Origin of the sequence: Gymnodinialimonas mytili, assembly GCF_037544085.1 — a bacterium.
GTDB lineage: Bacteria > Pseudomonadota > Alphaproteobacteria > Rhodobacterales > Rhodobacteraceae > Gymnodinialimonas > Gymnodinialimonas mytili.
Genome location: NZ_JBBIFW010000005.1, coordinates 78,962 through 97,924, shown reverse-complemented (window position 1 = coordinate 97,924; position 18,963 = coordinate 78,962). Strand labels below are relative to the sequence as shown.

At 63.2% G+C, this 18,963-nt stretch carries 17 protein-coding genes; 10 read left to right on the top strand and 7 right to left on the bottom strand.

Annotation, left to right across the window (positions count from 1 at the left end; all coding sequences use genetic code 11):
* Positions 1–80: 80 nt before the first annotated feature.
* Together V8J82_RS18660 and V8J82_RS18655 are read left to right on the top strand one after the other, a co-directional pair.
* Positions 81–782, top strand: a complete 702-nt coding sequence (locus tag V8J82_RS18660) for a cell wall hydrolase (protein ID WP_339977480.1) — start codon at positions 81–83, stop codon at positions 780–782.
* Positions 783–848: 66 nt separating this feature from the next.
* Positions 849–1,769: a dihydroneopterin aldolase gene (locus tag V8J82_RS18655; protein ID WP_339977478.1), complete on the top strand. Its 921-nt coding sequence runs from the start codon at positions 849–851 to the stop codon at positions 1,767–1,769.
* Here the strand turns inward: V8J82_RS18655 and V8J82_RS18650 are convergent.
* On the bottom strand, positions 1,762–2,205 hold the full coding sequence (locus tag V8J82_RS18650; protein ID WP_339977475.1) for a GNAT family N-acetyltransferase: 444 nt from the start codon (positions 2,203–2,205) through the stop codon (positions 1,762–1,764). The two genes, V8J82_RS18655 and V8J82_RS18650, sit on opposite strands and share 8 nt — an antisense overlap.
* 109 nt (positions 2,206–2,314) lie before the next feature.
* On the opposite strand from V8J82_RS18650, the gene folP reads away from it, so the two are divergent.
* The 3 genes from folP to V8J82_RS18635 all read left to right on the top strand — a co-directional run bounded on the left by folP (position 2,315) and on the right by V8J82_RS18635 (position 5,187).
* Positions 2,315–3,331, top strand: coding sequence for a dihydropteroate synthase (gene folP / locus V8J82_RS18645; protein ID WP_339977473.1), 1,017 nt, complete (start codon positions 2,315–2,317; stop codon positions 3,329–3,331).
* A gap of 57 nt (positions 3,332–3,388) precedes the next feature.
* On the top strand, positions 3,389–4,732 hold the full coding sequence (glmM, locus tag V8J82_RS18640) for a phosphoglucosamine mutase (protein ID WP_339977471.1): 1,344 nt from the start codon (positions 3,389–3,391) through the stop codon (positions 4,730–4,732).
* A 65-nt stretch (positions 4,733–4,797) separates the two neighbouring features.
* A complete protein-coding gene (locus tag V8J82_RS18635; protein WP_339977469.1) occupies positions 4,798–5,187 on the top strand; it encodes a PaaI family thioesterase in 390 nt (129 codons plus the stop codon).
* Here the strand turns inward: V8J82_RS18635 and guaD are convergent.
* The gene (gene guaD, locus V8J82_RS18630) at positions 5,174–6,460 is read right to left on the bottom strand and encodes a guanine deaminase (RefSeq protein ID WP_339977467.1); all 1,287 of its coding nucleotides are present in this window, start codon (positions 6,458–6,460) and stop codon (positions 5,174–5,176) included. The genes V8J82_RS18635 and guaD overlap by 14 nt on opposite strands.
* Before the next feature lie 87 nt (positions 6,461–6,547).
* Between guaD and mgtE the strand changes: the two genes are divergently transcribed.
* Complete coding sequence (mgtE, locus tag V8J82_RS18625; protein WP_339977465.1) at positions 6,548–7,948, top strand: magnesium transporter; 1,401 nt, start codon at positions 6,548–6,550, stop codon at positions 7,946–7,948.
* A 252-nt stretch (positions 7,949–8,200) separates the two neighbouring features.
* On the opposite strand, the gene V8J82_RS18620 is transcribed toward mgtE, so the two are convergent.
* Both V8J82_RS18620 and V8J82_RS18615 read right to left on the bottom strand, forming a co-directional pair.
* Positions 8,201–11,368, bottom strand: coding sequence for a hypothetical protein (locus tag V8J82_RS18620; protein WP_339977464.1), 3,168 nt, complete (start codon positions 11,366–11,368; stop codon positions 8,201–8,203).
* A 186-nt stretch (positions 11,369–11,554) separates the two neighbouring features.
* The gene (locus V8J82_RS18615) at positions 11,555–12,847 is read right to left on the bottom strand and encodes an O-acetylhomoserine aminocarboxypropyltransferase/cysteine synthase family protein (RefSeq protein ID WP_339977463.1); all 1,293 of its coding nucleotides are present in this window, start codon (positions 12,845–12,847) and stop codon (positions 11,555–11,557) included.
* A gap of 239 nt (positions 12,848–13,086) precedes the next feature.
* Between V8J82_RS18615 and V8J82_RS18610 the strand changes: the two genes are divergently transcribed.
* From V8J82_RS18610 to V8J82_RS18600, 3 genes are read left to right on the top strand one after another with little or no spacing between them, the layout of a single operon-like run.
* On the top strand, positions 13,087–13,464 hold the full coding sequence (locus tag V8J82_RS18610) for an NADH:ubiquinone oxidoreductase subunit NDUFA12 (RefSeq protein ID WP_339977462.1): 378 nt from the start codon (positions 13,087–13,089) through the stop codon (positions 13,462–13,464).
* Between the two features lie 41 nt (positions 13,465–13,505).
* Positions 13,506–13,958, top strand: a complete 453-nt coding sequence (mlaD, locus tag V8J82_RS18605; protein ID WP_339977461.1) for an outer membrane lipid asymmetry maintenance protein MlaD — start codon at positions 13,506–13,508, stop codon at positions 13,956–13,958.
* Positions 13,955–14,545 carry a DUF2155 domain-containing protein gene (locus tag V8J82_RS18600; protein WP_339977460.1) on the top strand — a complete coding sequence of 197 codons (591 nt, stop codon included), beginning with the start codon at positions 13,955–13,957 and terminating at the stop codon, positions 14,543–14,545. The genes mlaD and V8J82_RS18600 overlap by 4 nt, the downstream gene beginning before the upstream one ends.
* A gap of 32 nt (positions 14,546–14,577) precedes the next feature.
* Here the strand turns inward: V8J82_RS18600 and aat are convergent, their stop codons facing one another.
* From aat to accB, 3 genes are all read right to left on the bottom strand, one after another.
* Positions 14,578–15,216: a leucyl/phenylalanyl-tRNA--protein transferase gene (gene aat, locus V8J82_RS18595; protein WP_339977459.1), complete on the bottom strand. Its 639-nt coding sequence runs from the start codon at positions 15,214–15,216 to the stop codon at positions 14,578–14,580.
* Positions 15,217–15,349: 133 nt separating this feature from the next.
* The gene (gene accC / locus V8J82_RS18590; RefSeq protein WP_339977458.1) at positions 15,350–16,696 is read right to left on the bottom strand and encodes an acetyl-CoA carboxylase biotin carboxylase subunit; all 1,347 of its coding nucleotides are present in this window, start codon (positions 16,694–16,696) and stop codon (positions 15,350–15,352) included.
* 15 nt (positions 16,697–16,711) lie between these two features.
* A complete protein-coding gene (gene accB, locus V8J82_RS18585; protein ID WP_339977457.1) occupies positions 16,712–17,212 on the bottom strand; it encodes an acetyl-CoA carboxylase biotin carboxyl carrier protein in 501 nt (166 codons plus the stop codon).
* A gap of 267 nt (positions 17,213–17,479) precedes the next feature.
* Between accB and V8J82_RS18580 the strand changes: the two genes are divergently transcribed.
* Positions 17,480–18,814, top strand: coding sequence for an NAD(P)-dependent oxidoreductase (locus V8J82_RS18580; RefSeq protein ID WP_339977456.1), 1,335 nt, complete (start codon positions 17,480–17,482; stop codon positions 18,812–18,814).
* Positions 18,815–18,963 lie beyond the last annotated feature (149 nt).

Below are 18,963 nucleotides of genomic sequence, written 5' to 3'. Positions count from 1 at the left end.
TAACACAACGTCCAAGGACAAAAGTGCACGATCCGCGGGCAGAATGGGTCGGCCGAAAACTCCCTGGAAGGGTGACAGTGATGAAGACCTCAACCACATCTGCGCTTGGCGCAGGTCTGTTAGGCTTGATTGCGTATGTGGGTGTCACGACGATGCCTGCAAACGCTCAGAACATGAGCGCGTTGGAGGTGACACGCTCGACCTCGGCGGCAGCTGAAGGGTTGTCAGGCATTTTGGATCAGCTGATGGGCGTCGAGGCACAGTCTTTGTCGGGCCTGACAGAGCGACGCTTGCGCCGTATTGCCTCTCCTTACAATGATGAGGCACGCGGCGATGACAGTCGTGTCATGGATCATGCGGCGTTGACCGCAATGGGGCCGTCGGACGGTGACGCCCAATGGTATTGCCTGACGGAAGCGCTGTATTTCGAAGCCCGCGGCGAGCCTGTCGAAGGCCAATACGCCGTGGCTGAGGTGATTTTGAACCGTGTCGATCACCCGAACTATCCCAATTCGATCTGTAGCGTGGTGAATCAGGGTACGGGACGGCAATATGCCTGCCAATTCACCTATACCTGCGATAGTGCCAGCGAAGAGATCAATGATCGCGCGGCATGGTATCGTCTGGGCCATATCGCGCGGATCATGATGGAGGGCGGCAACCGGGATCTGACCTTGGGCGCCACCCACTACCACGCCGATTGGGTGAACCCGAATTGGGCGCGTCTCTATCCCCGTACGGCCGAATTCGGCATTCACCGGTTTTATCGCCAAAGCTACTAGCTGCTGGCCCTATGGCCGCGACAAGCTGGACGTAGCACACGTCAGCGCCCGTGATAGACGGGCAGCATGAGCGACGAGATTTCACAGGCCTTTGGGCACCCGTCTGAACGCGCCAAGGCCACTGCCGGTGGCCCGCCGCGCGACCGTATTTCGATGACCGACCATATTCGCGAGGTCGAAATCGGCGCGTTTCAAGCGGAACGGGGCGTGACCCAATCGATCCGCTTCGATGTGGTGGTCGAGGTGGCGACGCGCGCCGAGAGCGCCACCGACGATGTCGATGGCATCCTGAGCTATGACACGATTGTCGAGGCGATTGATGTCGCCCTGGCCGCCGAACGCGTGAACCTCCTTGAGACTCTGGCCGCCCGGATTGCCGATGGGGTGCTGGCCCATCCGCTTGCCGCGCGCGTTTTCGTGCGAATTGGAAAGCTCGACCGGGGGCCTTTCACCTTGGGCGTCGAAATCGTGCGCGAGGCGCCGAAGGGCCAGGGCCATCTACGTCTGATGGCCGATGCGGCGCCCCATCCGCTGGTGGTGTTTTTGTCCAATGCGGCGATGGCGCGGCCCGATCTGACGGCTCTGCTCGACCATTTGGACGGGGCCGATGCGCCTGTGATCTTATGTGTCGACGCGCCCGATCTGCCGCGCCCCATGGTGGACCACCCGATGCCGCAGCGGCGGATCGATCTGCTCGCGATCGAGCAGGGCGCCTGGGTCTTGGCCGCCCGTGACCCGCGCTGTGTTGTGGTAGATAGCCGGACGGAGCTGGAATTCGCCATGCGGGCGGGCCAAATCAGCGTTTGGGCCCCGTCAAAGCTGGTACTGGACGCGGTGGATGGACCAGGCCCCGAGGTAACTGCGCCGGGCGCTTTGGCGGCTTGGCTGGCTCGGGAATTTGATGCCAAAATGCTGATATCGTTGGGAGATAAAAGCCTTCCGGCTGCGCAGATCTGTGCCTTTGATGCGATGCCGCCGCTTACTTAAGCCGCATCAACCGGCCACCGGATTCGTCGGGGCCGGTATCGTGGAACCCGGCCTTTTGCATCACCCGATGGGAGGCGCCTGCCACATCCGCAACGCGCCCAAAGAAACGATCCTCGCGCAACGTTTGCCGTGCGTGATCCAGCGCTGACGTCAGGAATTCGCCGGCCAGCCCCTGGCCCCAGACTTCGGGCACGAAGTGGAACAGCACCTCTAGACCATCATCGCCGAACCCAATCCGAAAGCCGCCGACGCCGACCTCGTGTCCCGCATGGACCAGTGTCCACGGCGCGATGCGATGCCGCCCCCAATCTTGGATGTCCCGATCCAGATCTCCCTCTGCCTTGCTGCCAAACAGACGTTCATAGATGCCCAACGCCATGGGGCGAGGGGGGCGGCCTGACAGGCGTGTCGTGCGAAACTGAAACGAATCGTTCATTTTTCTACCGTCGCAGATCACGCGTTGGTGTACGAGAGGTGAATGTATCTGACTTTGACGAAATTTTCGCCTGACTTGTCCTTTGTGGCCCGGCACGATAGCCGAGCCCATGGCCAAGTATGTTCGTCCGATCCCCAGCTTAGATCCCGCCCGTCCGCCCGAGGCGCTGCCATTGGCTGGCGGCCCGGGCTGGTTTGACCGCGTCGAGTGTTTATCGCGCGATGCGCCGCCTGAAATCCTACCGATCAGCGCCTGCGACCCGGTTCATCTTGCGACCCTGAGCACGGCGCGCGCTGCGATTGCGGGCATTGCCTTCGACCAGCCGCGTTTGATGGGCATTGTGAATGTCACGCCAGACAGTTTTTCGGATGGGGGGCAGTATCATCGGGCCGAAGCGGCTGTTGCACATGGGAAATCCCTGGCGGCTGACGGGGCCGATCTGTTGGATATCGGTGGTGAATCCACCCGGCCCGGTGCGGTTGAGGTCCCTTCCTCGGAAGAGGCCGACCGTATCGCTCCGGTGATCGCGGGATTGCGCGCGGCACTTGATCTGCCCCTAAGCCTCGACACCCGCAAAGCTGTGGTTGCTCAGGCCGGACTGGCCGCTGGGGACAACATGATCAACGATGTCTCGGGTCTGAGGTTTGATCCGGCCCTTGCTGATGTGACGGCGCAAGCGGGTGCGCCGCTGATCGTGATGCATTCCATCGGCACCCCCGAAACGATGCAGGGCCAGGCCGAGCGCGCCTATGCCGACATCTTGCTCGATGTCTATGACGGGCTCGCCGCCGCCGTCGCCCAGGCTGAGGCCGCAGGGATCCCCCGAAACCAGATCATCGTCGATCCCGGTATCGGTTTCGGCAAGACCCAGGCGCAGAACCTGGCGCTGATCCGGCGGATCTCGCTGTTCCACGGGTTGGGATGTGTCATCCTGCTGGGCGTGTCGCGCAAGGGCTTCATCGGCAAGATCGGGCAGGAGCCCAATGCGGCGCAACGTGGGCCCGGCTCGGCGGCGGTTGGCTTGTGGGCTCTGTCGCAGGGCGTTCAAATTTTGCGGGCCCATGATATAAGGGCCCATGCGCAGGCGATCCGTCTGTGGCAGGCCGCCCACGCGGTCAGTGTGTAGGTAAGGCCCGTCTCCCGACCAAGAGGAGACAGCCGGTAGGATTGAGGACAAGCAGCCATGGCCCGAACCCTTTTTGGCACCGATGGGGTGCGCGGACGCGCCAATAGCCATCCGATGACTGCCGATATGGCGTTGCGCCTTGGCGCCGCAGCCGGGCGATACTTCCGCCGTGATGGCAGCGCGGGCAACCGGGTGGTGATCGGCAAGGACACACGCCTGTCGGGCTATATGCTGGAAAATGCGCTGACGGCGGGGCTGACCTCCACGGGGATGAACGTTCTGTTGCTGAGCCCGGTGCCGACGCCCGCGGTGGGGATGCTGACGCCGTCGTTGCGGGCCGATCTGGGGATCATGATATCGGCCAGCCACAACCCGGCGGAGGATAATGGCATCAAGCTGTTTGGCCCCGATGGCTTCAAGCTTAGCGATGAGGCCGAGGCTGAGATCGAGGCGATGATGGTCACCGATATCCCCCCGGCGCCCGCCAATGAGATCGGACGCGCCAAGCATGTCTATGACGGGCGGTTCCGCTACAATGAGCGGGTGAAATCCACCCTGCCGCCGGGTATTCGCCTGGATGGATTAAAGGTGGTCTGCGATTGCGCCAATGGCGCGGCTTATCGCACCGCGCCTGAGGTGCTTTGGGAATTGGGCGCCGAGGTCATCCCGATGGGCGTTGCGCCAAACGGCCACAATATCAACGATGGCTGTGGCTCTACCAAGCCCGAGGCTGCCGCTGCGCTGATCCGGGAAACCGGGGCGGATGTCGGCATCTGCCTGGATGGTGACGCTGACCGGGTGATCCTGATCGATGAGGCCGGGCAGGTGGCCGATGGCGACCAGATCATGGCGTTGTTCGCAGAACGCTGGGCCCGTGAAGGTCGCTTGCGCGGTGGCATGTTGGCGGCCACGGTGATGTCCAATCTGGGGCTTGAACGGCATCTGAAGGGGCAAGGGATCGCGCTTCACCGCACCGCGGTGGGCGACCGTTATGTGGTGGAGGCGATGCGCTCGAAAGGTCTGAACCTTGGCGGCGAGCAATCGGGCCATATCGTCATGACGGATTATGCGACAACGGGCGATGGTTTGATGGCCGGTCTGCAATTTCTGGCGGCGATGGTCGGATCCGGCGAGCCCGCCAGCGTGCTTGCGCGCCGGTTCGAAACGGTACCACAATTGCTGAAAAACGTGCGTTATTCAGTCGGTGCTACACCGCTGGAAACCGATGGCGTGCAGGCGGCGATCCGCGCCGGTGAGGCGCGGCTGGAAGGCGCCGGGCGCCTATTGATCCGCAAATCGGGGACAGAGCCGTTGATCCGTGTCATGGCCGAGGCCGAGGATGAGGCGCTGATGGCCGCCGTGGTCGACGATATCGTCGGCGCGGTGGAGGCGGCGGCCTGAACGACGTTACGGCACATTGCGCGCGATGGCTTGGCAATTCGCCTTAAGCCCCGCAGCATAGCGCCATGACACGCTACGATTTCGCCAAACAGATCCTTGATGCGCAACCCTTCAGCCAGCTTTTGGGGGCCGAAATCCTGGAGGTTTCGGAAAACGGCGCGTCGTTTGCTCTGGATCTGGCGGCAAAGCACCGTCAGCAACATGGCATCGCCCATGGGGGTGTATTGGCCGCTATGGCGGATATTGCCCTGGCCTTTGCGGGTGGATTGGCGATGGGGTCGGATGCCGTCACATCCGAATTCAAGATCAACTATATCCGCGCCGTGCGTGGGACGCGCTTGATCGCCCGTGGTGAGACTTTGGGCATGACGAAACGGCAGGCCACCGTGCAGGCCAGGCTGGATTGCGACGGGACGCTGGTTTGCGTTGCCCAGGGCACGATCATGCGGGTTTGACGGGCATTCCGGCGATGTAGGTTTGGGCGATGGCGCGGTCGTCTCCTATCATGATCGTGGGAAACAATGCCTCCCATATGTCATTCGCACGGTTGGCGCGTTGTGCGATGGCGGGGGTTGAAGCCAAATCCAGCACAACCAAATCCGCTTCGATCCCCGGTGCCAGGCGACCGATCTTGTGGTCCAGACCCAATGCCTCAGCCGAGCCGCCCGTGGCGCGCCAGACCAGTTCCGCCGGATGCAGGGCCCGACCGCGCAGTTGTGCGATTTCGTAGGCTGCCGCCATCGTATGCAGCATCGAAAAACTCGATCCGCCGCCGGTATCGGTGGCCAAGCCGACCCGCATCCGGTCCGATAAATCCATATCGAACAGGCCCGATCCGATGAAGGTATTGGAGGTCGGGCAATGGACGACTGCCGCACCAATCTCGGCCAAGCGGTCGATCTCGCGTGGCTCCAGATGGATTGCATGGCCGTAGAGCCCGTTGGCGCCGAGTAATCCGTGCCTCTCGTAGGTGTCTAGGTAATCGCGGGCATCGGGGAACAAGTCTTTCACCCAGGCGATCTCGTCCGGCTGTTCACTCAGATGGGTCTGCATCAGGCAGCTCGGATGCTCTGCCCACAGGGCGCCCAACGCCTCAAGCTGCGCCTCGGTCGAGGTTGGTGAAAAGCGCGGCGTGATCACATAGTTCAGCCGATCCACATTGTGCCAGCGTCCGATCAGCGCCTGGCTGTCATCATAGGCGCTTTGGGCCGTGTCGCGCAGAGTGTCAGGGGCATTGCGATCCATGCAGATCTTGCCCGCCAATGCCCGCATCCCGCGGGCCTGCGCGGCGGTAAAAAAGGCATCGACCGAAGATGGGTGGACCGTGGCGTAACTCGCCATGCTGGTTGTGCCATGGGACAGTGCCAGATCAAGGTAGAGCTCCGCGATATCAGCGGCATAGGCAGCATCGCCAAAGCGGGCCTCTTCGGGAAACGTGTAGGTGTTCAGCCAATCGATCAGCCGTTTACCCCAAGAGGCGATCATGCCGGTCTGCGGGTAGTGCACATGGGCGTCGATAAAGCCGGGTAGGATTAGCCCCGCGCCGTGATCTGTGGCCTGTATGCCGGGTGCCTGCGCCCGTATCTGAGACCCATCGCCGATACCGGCGATGATCCCGTCGCGCACCAATACGCCGCCATGGGTCCAATGGCGCGCGCTGTCCACACCCAGCCGCGCTGGATCGCCCTCAAGCGCCAATACCTGCCCCAGAATCACACGATCGCCCATCGGCGCCCCCAAATTTTGCCGCAGCCACGATAGCCCTTCCGCACCCGCTATGTTAGGCCCGGATTGCAGCATATGAACGGGGGCGGCATGGCGGCAGAACCGCAACAGGATCTCGACGACAACCTCGAGGATGCACGCGACGCCTATGCATTGGATGACAGCCTGCGTGCGCAATTGCGAGCGGCTGTGGTCTCCGACGATTTGAACGCCATCGATGCGCTGATGGCGCCGCTGCATCCAGCCGACATCGCCGACCTTCTTGAACAGGTCTCACCGGCGGAACGCGGCGCTTGGCTGACCCTGCGGGCCCATGTCGTCGACGGTGAGGTTCTGACCGAGCTGGAAGAAGGTCTGCGCGAAGAGGTGCTTGCGATCCTGCCCGATGAGGTGATCGCCGAGGCGGTGCGCGAGCTAGATTCTGACGATGTGGTCGATCTTGTCGAGGACCTGGAAGAAGACCAGCAGGTACAAATCCTCGACGCGCTGAACCCCGCGGACCGCGCCGCAGTTGAGGTCGCGCTTAGCTATCCCGAGGAGACCGCCGGCCGTTTGATGCAGCGCGAGATCGTCGCGGTGCCCGAACATTGGTCCGTTGGCGAGACCATTGATCATATCCGCGCCCGCGCAGGTGAACTGCCCGAGGAATTCTACCACGTCATTCTCACCGATCCGCGCATGAAGCCGACGGGATATGTGATGCTGGGGCGGCTTCTGGCCTCGGTCCGCGGCACCAAGCTACATGACATCACCGAAGACAGTTTTCGCCCGATCCCGGCCAATCAGCCCGAGGAAGAGGTCGCCTATGCGTTCAACCAATATCATCTGATCTCCGCGCCCGTCGTGGATGACGATGGCCGGCTGGTGGGGGTGATCACCATCGACGACGCGATGATCGTTTTGGATATGGAGGCCGAGGAGGATCTGCTGCGCCTCGCCGGTGTGGGTGAGGAATCGAGCCTGTCTGACAGCGTATGGGGCACCACCAAGCAGCGCTTTCCTTGGCTTTTTGTGAACCTCATCACCTCGATCCTCGCCTCCCTTGTGATCGCCCAATTTGAAGAGGCGATTGCGCAAATCGTGGCCCTGGCCGTCCTGATGCCAATCGTCGCCTCGATGGGTGGCAATGCGGGCACCCAGGCGCTCACCGTGGCTGTGCGCGCCATCGCGACCAAGGATTTGACGCGCTCGAACCTGATGCGCGTGGTCAGTCGCGAGGCTGGGGTGGGCTTGATCAACGGGGCGGTGTTCGCGGTGGTGATGGCGGCTGTCGGTATGGTGTGGTTCGGCTCGCCGATGCTTGGCGTGGTGATCGCCGCGGCGATGGTCATCAATCTGCTCGTGGCGGGGCTTGCCGGGATCATCGTACCGGTCGTGCTCGACCGCCTGCGGATCGACCCGGCTTTGGCCTCGGGCGCATTTGTGACGACGGTTACCGATGTGGTGGGCTTCTTCGCCTTTCTGGGTCTCGCTGTACTTCTGCTGCTTTAAAGGCTGGCATCACCTTCCAGCCAGGCGGCCGGTTCGGCTATCAGAGCTGACGTTGCCCTTTCATCTTGGTCGAAAAACTCAAATCCAACCATAAATACCGGCGCAAACCCTTGTCTGCCGGGTGCAACGCCTGCGCGCCGCCAGCTCCGAAGGCGACGGCCCGCGACGCCCAGACTAAGCGCGCGTGCAATTCCCGCTCAGGCGGGACTACGTCGAGACGTGATCACACATGGAGGTTTGGTCGATTGACCGTCAGCCGGGGATTTCCAAGGTCACCGTTCGACCGTTGCGCAGATATTGCAGGGTTGTCTCGCCAATCGCCGCAACTCGTCCGCCATCCAGGCGGTCCCCCACGCTGACCCGCACAATCCGACCCGAGGCCAGCCGCACCAGCGCCCGGCGATCGGCCGGGCTGCCCGCCACGCCCAACAGGTTCACATTGCGCAATCGGATCGCGTTGCGTTCGGTCGCGGCACGGCTCACATCGGCATTGGACGGAATGCTGGGGCCGGGCGCCACGGCGGCGACAGCCACGGCGGTGGGCGCCTCAAGGGGTGTGCGATCGGCCGAGGCCACGATCTGCGCGATATTGCCCGGTCGCGTGCGGGGCAATTGCGAGCTGGCCACCGCCAAGGCGGTCCCGCCGGTCACGGCTGCTGGCGCAGGCTCGTCCGCATCCGCATCGGGATCCGCGGCCAGGGCTGCCTCAACGGCGGCGTCGGTATTGCCCGCGAAAAGCGAGGCGCGGGCGGCGGCCTCTTGCGGGGATTGCGGTCGCGCCTCAGGACGGCGCTCTCCAAGCTCATCGCTGGTAAAGCCATTGAGCACCTGACGCTCCCGGATCTCGGATAAGTCCTGGGGCCGCGCCGTGGGGCGGAACGTGCCTAGGATGGCCGCATCGGTGTCGATCACGGGGGCCTCTGTCACCGTCTCGCGCGGGCGCTGCACTGCCGAAACAGGGGGAGGCCCGGCAACGACAAACGCCCCTTCGGGCGTCAAAACCCCCTCCGGGGTGGCAGCGACAAGGCCGTTATCGGTCAGCGCAAAGTCTGACCCGAAGGCGGGTGGCGGCGGAAACCGCCTGAGCAATTCGCCCGGATTGACCTCGGGATCAGGCAACGCCACCGCATCCAGCGATTGGATGTCGGGGTCAATCGAGGCTGTGTAGACGCGGTCGAGCAGATCGAAGGGCCTAAGATCGGGGCGGTTCGGCGTCCGCGTCCAGATCCCGTCTTCGGCATAAAGCGCTTCGGCCTCTTCCACGGAGGGCAGCGCATCTTGTGGGAGTGGCGGCAGGGGCGGCAGATCCAGATCGGCATCGATATCGGGCAAGTTGGCGACCGCTTGGGGGGCGGCCGCCTCTGCCGGGGGCGCTTCCAGCGGCAGAGCGGAGGCGACATCGCGCGGTTCCGCAGCGGCATCGTCTTCGATCACCAACAGGCCCTCATCGACCAGGTCGATGCCATCGGCGGCAGCCTCATCCTCCAGGGACGGCTCTGCCACAGGATCCGTGGCATCGCCAAAGCCGAACCGCGGCGCGGCAGAACTCACGTCCGGTGCATTGGGGGAAAGACCCGGTGCCTCGGTCACCGCGGGCCGATCGTTGCCCAGGCCAAAGAGCCGCGCCACCGGGCTGTCGGGCAGGAACAGAGCCGACCAGATCGCCACCAGGACCAGCAAGACAAGCAGAATCACGGTCAAAATCAAACCCGTTCGGAATGACGGTCCAGAAGAGGACACCGATTTACGGGCCAACAGACCCGAGGAAAATGTCTCATCTTCCGGTGCTGTCGGGGTGCCAGCGACAGCGGGTGCGGCCCCTCCGGTATCGCGGCTGAACAGTGCCGGGCGATTGCTGCGCGCGCCTGTGGCCGGAGCGGTCTGCGCAGCGCGCGCGGCGGCAGGCTTGGGCTGTGCCGCATCCTCGCGCGCCTTGCGGCGGCCCGCCAGCAGGCCCGCCAATCCGCCGCGTCCGTTTGAGGCGTCGGCGGGCGGCTCGTCGAAGGGCGAAGGGCGGCGATCCGCGGTTGCGCCCGTCACGCCATCGGCATCGCGCTGCGGAATTTCGACCCGGGGGCGGGTCGCGGGCGGCGTGACACCTTCAGCCCCTTTCGGGCGTGTTTTGCTGGCCGCCCGCACGCGTTGCAATTGCTCCGCGAGCTTGGGCGGCGGCGCGGCGCCGGACTCCGCTGTTAGCGTCGGTGCGTCATCGGTGCCGGGGATCGGCCCCGCGGCGGCGGGGCGCTCGACCTCCCGGCTGAAGCGTGGCGTGGAAGCGCCCGGATCGGAGGGCGCGACAGCGTCGCGTCGCGCGGTCAGCGACGCCCGGTCTGGGCCAGTTTCGGCTGCGTCCACCGGGCCGGGCATATCGCCGCGAAGCGCGCGCGCCCGCTTTTTCGCCTCGGCCGAGGCGGGCGACGGCGCGGGGGGCAATTCAGGCAAATCGTCCTCAACCGCCGGAGATGCTTCTTGCAACGGCGCCACGGGCGCGGTCAGGCTCGGATCCGCCAATGCCGGTGGGTCCGCCGCAAAATCAGGCGCGGCCAAGTCAGGCTCAGGCTCGATTGGCGCCGCGGCAGCCAGGGCCAGCGCTTCGGCCAAGGCTGGGTTGGTCTCCGTGCCCTCATCCGCCGGATCGCGCTGTGGCTCTGGATCAGGCGTTGGATCCGGGATCGGATCTATGATGGGGTCGGGTTGAGGCTCTGCGACGGCGTCCGGCTCGGTGATTGCGACCGGTTCAGGCGCCTCTGCCTGCGAACGCTCTGGCCCGGTTTCCGAGGCGTCGTCGTGTTCCGGTGTCGCATCGGCCTCCGGCGCCGCGGTCGGTTCGGGGTCAGGCTCGGGCGCGGCTTCAGGTTCGGGCTCTGGTTCCGGCTCAGGCTCAGGCATCCCGTAGGTGTCCATGCCGAAGGCCAACACCTCGTCAGAGATCGGCAGCGTATCGGCGTCATCGGCGCCAAAAACCGGCATGCCTGGAAACCGCTCGGTTGGTGGCATCGCCAGGAACCCGACGGCGGTGAACCCGTAATTCGACGCAAATCCACGCGCCTCTTCGAGGGTTTCGCGCGCCACGACGGCGATCTTCACGCGGTCTTGTTCAACCTCGCGCCAATCATATTCCAATTCGGTGATCGCATAAGGCGTCAGGCCATCCAGACCCTCTTCAATCCGAAATGTCGTCAGCTCGTCATCACCCGTGGGTGCGGTCAGCGAGGTGTAGAGGATCTGGTCATCGGGCAGCACCAGCAGAGTGCTGAAATCGTCGCCCTCACGCTCCACGGCCAGCGCGCGCAGGCCCGACAATGCGGTGTCCAGGTCTGGCACATCCAGCGCCGTTTCGCCCACTATCGCCCAATGGCCCGCGGTCTGGCGATGCGCCAGGGCGATGCTGTCGGACGACAGAAGAAGTGCGATATTCACCGTCAAGTCAAACCTCAAACAATCGTCAATCTGCGTGGCGCAATCGCCACAGTGACCCTCTTACAGTGGAATGCCCGCGGGGAAAACACTTCCCGGCAGGTCAAACCAAGGATCGGCAGAAAACAGTCTAAATCTTTTGTGTAGCTCGCAAAAGGGGGGGCGCGATGATCCACCCCCCGTCTTTGATCAGGCGGTGGCCGCAGACAGCGCGCGATCCAGATCGGCGATCAAATCCTGCGCATCCTCGGTGCCGATGGACACCCGCACGACATTGGGCGCGGCGCCCGCGGCCTCTTGCTGTTCGGGGGTCAATTGTCGGTGCGTGGTCGAGGCCGAATGGATGATCAACGACCGCGTATCGCCGAGATTGGCCACGTGGCTGAAGATCTCAAGCGAATCGACCAGTTTCATGCAGGCGTCGTAGCCACCCTTCACCGCGAAAGTGAACAGCGCGCCGGCGCCCTTTGGGCAGACCTGCGCCACACGACCGAAATAGGGGGAGCTTTCCAAGCCCGCATAGGTCACGAAATCGACGCGCGGATCGTTTTCCAGCCATGTCGCCACCTCGACCGCGTTTTCCACATGCCGCTGCATCCGCAGGCTGAGCGTCTCAATGCCCATCAGCGTGTAATGCGCGGCTTGCGGGTTCATCGTCATACCCAGATCGCGCAGCCCGATGGCGATGCCGTGGAAGGTGAAGGCCAGCGGGCCGAAGGTCTCATGGAACTTCAGGCCGTGATAGGCGGGCTCGGGTTGGCTGAGCGACGGGAATTTGTCATTTGCCGACCAGTCGAACTTGCCCGAATCCACAACGCAGCCGCCCGTGACGGTGCCGTTGCCGGTGAGGAACTTGGTCGTGGAATGCACCACCAGCGTTGCACCGTGTTCGATGGGGCGGTGCAGATAGGGCGTGGCGGAGGTGTTGTCGATGATCAGCGGGATGCCAGCCGCATCGGCCACATCGGCAACGGCGCGCACATCCATGATGTAGCCGCCCGGATTGGCAATCGCTTCGCCGAAAACCGCACGGGTGTCATCGTCGATGGCGGCTTTCACCGCGTCCAGATCATCGAAATCGACAAACTTCGCCGACCAGCCGAAGCGTTTGATCGTCTGGCTGAACTGCGTGACCGTGCCGCCGTAAAGTCGTGTGGAGGCGACGATGTTCTTGCCCGGCTGCATTAGGGGGAATAGCGCCATGATCTGGGCGGCGTGCCCCGACGAGCAGCAGACCGCGCCTGCGCCGCCTTCAAGCGTGGCGATTCGCTCTTGCAGGACCGCGACGGTGGGATTGGTCAGGCGGGAATAGATGTAGCCGACCTCTTGCAGGTTAAACAGCGCGGCGGCGTGTTCGGCATCGCGGAACACGTAGGCTGTGGTTTGATAGATGGGCGTCTGCCGTGCGCCGGTGGCCGGATCGGGCCGTGCGCCCGCGTGGATTTGCAGCGTGTCGAAACCGTAGCTGGGTCCGTCGGTCATGGTGTCTCACTCCCCTGTGGTTATCTGGCGTTCTAGAACAGCCTGACCCCAGGCCGCAATCGCCTGGCCCGAAGCAAGGCCGCGTGTCCGCCGGAACGCCGCAGGGGCAGAACGCGCGTTTGGGTTGCGATGGGCGTATCGGAGAGATTTGCTGCGTGCCGCGACGCCGTGGCACTGGACGCGCGCCGCACGGCAGGGCATGTAGCGCTGCAACGACCAAACGCGCAGGATCCGCAGTCATGGCCAGCTTTCTTCTTCGCCTCGTCACCTGGTGGAACGGCCAGACGATCGGCACCCAGCTTTTCACCGCCCGCAATGGTGAGAAGGTGGGCGAGGATGCGCAGGGCAACGTGTTCTATCGCAACGCCGACGACAGCAAACGCTGGGTGATTTACAACGGTGAGGCTGAGGCAAGCCGCGTCGATCCCGAATGGCATGGTTGGTTGCACCGCACCTGGGACGAGCCCCCGACCGAAACGCCGGTACCCCACAAAACCTGGGAAAAGCCACATCTGCCGAACCTGACCGGTACGGCCAAGGCCTATGCACCGGCGGGATCCATCCGCCGCGCCGAGCCGATTAAGCGGGATGACTACGAGGCGTGGAGCCCCGAATAACGCCCCTTGGCGCGGCGCGCATCGGGCGCTATGCCAACGATATGGCTGAGACTGACTATTCTTTCGCTGAAATCGCCACGGGCGGCGCCGTTCTTGCGGCCGCCATTGGCTTTTTCCTCTATGCATCGGGCGGCGGGGCGGCCCCGCAGGGCGACACGTTTGATCTGCGCGCCGATTTCCGGTCGGTCGAGGGGATCGGCGTGGGCACCGAGGTGCGCCTTGCGGGCGTTCAGGTCGGGTCTGTCACGGCGTTGGATCTGAATCCGCAGACCTTCCTGGCGGAAACCACCTTTACCGTGTCTGACCAATTTGAGATCCCCGATGACAGCGCGGTGGCCGTGGCCTCCGAAGGCCTGCTTGGTGGCTATTTCGTCGAGATCATTCCCGGTGGTTCACCTTTCAACCTGGAGGATGGCGGCCAGATCCTGGACACCCAATCCTCGGTCAGCCTGATCACGCTGCTGCTGCGCTTTGTCGGCGGAGAAACCCAATGAAGACTACACCGCTGATCATCGGGTTGGCCGCTTTGCTCTGGTTGGCACCTTTGGCCGCGCAGCAATTCGATAATTTCGGGGAAGAACAACCATTTGACGGCTTTACACTGGGCGAGGGCGCGCCTCTGCCCGAGGGCGAAGAGCCGGTCCCAAGCCTGTCGGAGGATGGCGGTCTGATTGTCGGGGATGGCACCGCTGACAGCGATATCCAGTTGAATTTGGGCGGCGGGCCCGCAGGCACGTTTCAGACCTTTCCCGGCGTGACCGGACCGGTCACATCGGTCAGCCGTCCTCCCACCCAGGCCGGACGCGGTGTGGCGCTGCGGGCGCTCGATAAGATGTTGGGTCAGCCCACGGATATCGAATTGGATCTGGGGCAAACGGTGGTCTTCGGGCGCATCGCAATCCGGGTTCAGGAATGCCGATTCCCATCTGCCGATCCCGACGGGGACGCCTTCGCGCTGGTCGAGGTGCTCAACCTGAATGGCGAAACCCTGTTTGATGGTTGGATGATCGCCTCAAGCCCGGCGCTCAGCGCGTTGGAGCATGCGCGCTACGACGTCTGGGTGCTGAATTGCGTAGCCTAGGCTAAACCGCGCCCCTGGCCGTGCCTGTGCCATCACAGCGTCAGAGGCGCGTTTTCCGGCAAGGCCATGAAATTTGCTGGCAGCATCAATGCATGGCTCAATTCGGTGCGGTAATCGGCGCGCGCCACCTCGATGGCCCCCAGGCTTTGCAGGTGATCGGTGACAAATTGCGTGTCGAATAACGTGAACCCGCCGACTTTCAGGCGATGGACCAGATGGGCCAGGGCCAGTTTTGACGCGTCGGGTCGGCGTGAGAACATGCTTTCGCCGAAGAATGCCGCGCCGAGCGTGACCCCGAAGACGCCCCCGGCCAGGCCGTCCGCATCCCAGATTTCAACGGAATGCGCCGCGCCTTGCGCATGCAGCGCCATGTAACAGGCTGTTAATTCGCCATTGATCCAGGTTGGTTGGCGATCTGCGCAGCCGTCGATCACGCCGACAAAGTCATGATCAATCCGCACATCATACGCGCCCTTGCGCACCCGGCGCCGCAGGGAGCGTGACAGGTGAAAACCATCCAGTGGAAACACGCCGCGCCGTTGGGGATCGACCCAGAAGACTGACGGATCGTCGGCGCCCTCGGACATCGGGAAAATGCCAGCGGCGTAAGCTCTGACCATCATCTCTGGGCTAAGGGACGGCCGTTCGTCAGGGTACATGTAATGGGCCATCCCCTATACGTAGGGGGTGACCGGTGAAAAACCCATGACTTTTATTGCACCGACTTGAATCAAGATGCGCGGTGCTCATCCCCGCCGCAGATTGCACCCGCGTTCAGCGTCAGAAAAATCCGGGTCCCTGGGCCTAGTCCAGGTTTTCCGCCAGCCAGTGTTCCAGCCAATGAATGGTGTAATCGCCGGTTTGCACGTTGTCGGCCTGCAAAAGCTCGTGGAACAGCGGCACCGTCGTGTCGATGCCATCCACGATCAATTCGCCCAGGGCGCGGTTCAGCCGGGCAAGCGCCTCTGGCCGGTCGCGACCATGGACGATGAGCTTGGCGATTAGGCTGTCGTAATAAGGCGGGATCCGGTAGCCGTCGTAGAGCGCGCTATCCATCCGCACGCCCAGGCCGCCAGGGGCATGATATTGCGTGATCGTGCCGGGGCAGGGCGCGAAATTCGGCAGCTTCTCGGCATTGATCCGTACCTCGATGGCGTGACCGTTCACCGCGATGTCGTCCTGGGTGAAGGACATGGGCAGCCCAGCGGCCACCCGGATCTGCTCGCGCACCAGATCCACGCCCATGATGGCCTCGGTCACCGGATGTTCGACCTGGAGGCGGGTATTCATCTCGATGAAATAGAACTCGCCATTTTCATACAGGAATTCGACTGTGCCCGCGCCTTCATAACCCAGTTCCGCCACGGCATTGGCACAGATCACACCGATCTCCGCGCGGGTCTCGGGGCTGATCGAGGGGCCGGGCGCCTCTTCGAACACCTTTTGGTGGCGCCGTTGCAGGGAACAATCGCGCTCCCCCAGATGCACGCCGGTGCCCTTGCCATCGCCGAAGACCTGCACCTCGATATGGCGCGGCGCACCGAGATATTTCTCGATATAGACCTCGTCATTGCCGAAGGCGGCTTTCGCCTCAGAGCGCGCCGCGCCAAAGGCGGTGTCGATGTCCGCAGCGGATTTCGCCAGCTTCATGCCGCGCCCACCACCGCCTGCGGTGGCTTTGACAATGACAGGATATCCAAATTCCTCGCCGATCGCGCGGGCGGCTGCCAGATCCGGCACCCCGCCATCGGAGCCGGGCACACAAGGCACACCCAGGCGCTTGGCGGTTTCCTTGGCGGTGATCTTGTCGCCCATCATGCGGATGTGTTCGGCGGAAGGGCCGATGAACTTGATCCCATGGTCTTCGACGGCCTGCACGAAATTGGCGTTTTCGCTGAGGAAGCCATAGCCCGGATGGATCGCCTCGGCCCCGGTGATCTCGCAGGCCGACAGGATCGCGGCCATGCTCAGATAGCTTTCGGGGCTGGGCGGCGGTCCGATGCAGATCGCCTCATCGGCCATGCGCACATGCATGGCATCGGCATCGGCAGTGGAATGCACCGCGACGGATTCGATGCCCATTTCGCGGCAGGCGCGGATCACGCGCAGGGCGATCTCGCCACGGTTGGCGATCAGGATTTTGCGGAACATGGGCCGGCCTCCGGCTTATTCGATGATCATCAACGGCGCGCCATATTCGACGGGCGCCTTGTCTTCGACGAGAATGCGTTTGACGGTCCCGGACCGGGGGGCGGGGATCTGGTTCATCGTCTTCATGGCTTCGACGATCAGCAGCGTTTGCCCTTCGGTGACCTTGTCGCCGACACTCACGAAGGCGGGGGCGGATGGTTCGGGTTGCAGATAGACCGTGCCCACCATGGGCGAGGTCACCGCGCCCGGCGCTTGGGCGGGATCGTCCGCTGCCGCAGCGGTCTCGGCGGGCGATGCGGCTGCAGGGGCGGCGGATGGCGCGACAGGGGCAGGGGCGGAGGGCGCGGCCTGCATAACCACCGGGGCGCCAGGTTGCTGACGGGCGACGCGAACATTCAGCCAGTCGGCTTCGCCGTATTCGCGTTTCACATGCAGCTCGGTCAGGTCATTTTTCCGCAGGAGCTCAGCCAAGGCCTCAATGAAGGCCACATCCTGATCATGGGTTTTTTTGGTCATATCGCTCCTCGCCAACCGCGTCATGCGCCCGTCTTCGGGTCTCGTCCCTGCGCGCTATAGCGCAGCCTTGCCGCGGGGAAAACCCGCGCAATACCGGCCCATATGGGAGTTTTGGATGCAGATGGCAGGTTTGATCTGCCTAAAATCGCAGCAAGTCGTGAAAAAATCCATCCGATCCGGCGATCAGAAATTTTACCATTTGATAAATTTTTGAACCCGTGCCAGCCTATTCCCATAGTCGCCATTCGATCACGAGAGCCTATGCCCATGACGAACAGCCCCTTTACACCCGGTATCGCGCCTGCGCGCTTGGATGCCGAAGCCCTGGCCGAAAACTTCGACGATTTGCACGGGCCCTTGGATGGGCACGAAGCCTTGGTGGCCGCAGATCGGTGCTATTTCTGCCATGACGCGCCGTGCATCACCGCCTGTCCGACTGCCATCGATATCCCGCTTTTTATTCGTCAGATCGCGACAGGCACGCCCGAAGCCGCCGCCGAGACGATTTTTGATCAGAATATTTTGGGCGGGATGTGCGCACGCGTTTGCCCAACCGAGACGTTGTGCGAACAGGCCTGCGTGCGCGAAGTGGCCGAGGGCAAACCGGTGGAGATCGGGCGCTTGCAGCGCTTTGCCACTGACACCCTGATGGCGAAGGGTGTGCATCCCTATGCGCGCGCCGCTGAGACCGGCAAGCGCGTGGCCGTCGTAGGGGCGGGGCCCGCTGGCCTTGCCTGTGCGCATCGGCTGGCGATGAAGGGCCACGATGTCGATCTGTTCGATGCCCGGCCCAAAGGCGGCGGCCTCAACGAATATGGCATCGCCTATTATAAGGCGACAGATGGATTTGCCGGGGCCGAGGTGGATTGGCTGCTGAAAATCGGCGGTATAACCTTCCATGCCGGTCAAGCTTTGGGCCGCGAATTGGATCTGTCGCGGTTGCAGGCCGAGTATGATGCCGTTTTCCTTGGTATGGGTCTATCGGGTGTGAACGCACTGCGCGCCACTGGCGAAACACGCGAGGGCGTGGCGGATGCGGTGGATTTCATCGCCGACCTGCGGCAGGCGGACAACCTTCAGACCCTCGCCGTCGGGCGCAATGTGGTGGTGATCGGCGGCGGGATGACCGCCATTGATGCTGCCGTTCAATCGAAATTGTTGGGTGCGGAGAGTGTGACGCTTGCCTATCGCCGCGGGCGCGACGCGATGCCCGCTAGCCGTTATGAACAGGATCTTGCCGCCTCCAAGGGGGTGCGGTTCGTGTTCAATGCGATGCCGGTTGAGGTGCTGGGCAATGGCGCTGCGGTGGCGTTGCGCTGTGAATATACGCGGGCCGAGGGTAAGTCGCTGGTCGGTACGGGCGAAACCTTCGATATTCCCGCAGATCAGGTGCTTAAGGCGATTGGCCAAACCTTAGACGGTGCGCCGGAGGCTCTGGCGCTGGACGGTGGCAAAATCGCAGTGACCGGCGCCGGCCGAACCTCGGTCGACGGGGTCTGGGCTGGAGGCGATTGCGCCAGCGGCGGTGAAGATCTGACCGTGACGGCCGTGGCCGAGGGCCGCGATGCGGCGGAGGATATCCATTCGGTTTTGGCAGGCTGATGGTAGGCTGATGGTAGGCTATCCCAGCGCTCTGTTGGCAAAGAAGCTTGGCGATAAGGGCCAAGTTGCCGCCGTGGATGCGGTATGGTCGGGATTGAAATTGGTGATCCGTAAGGATCTGAGGGGGGCGCCTTAGCCGCCCGAGAGAC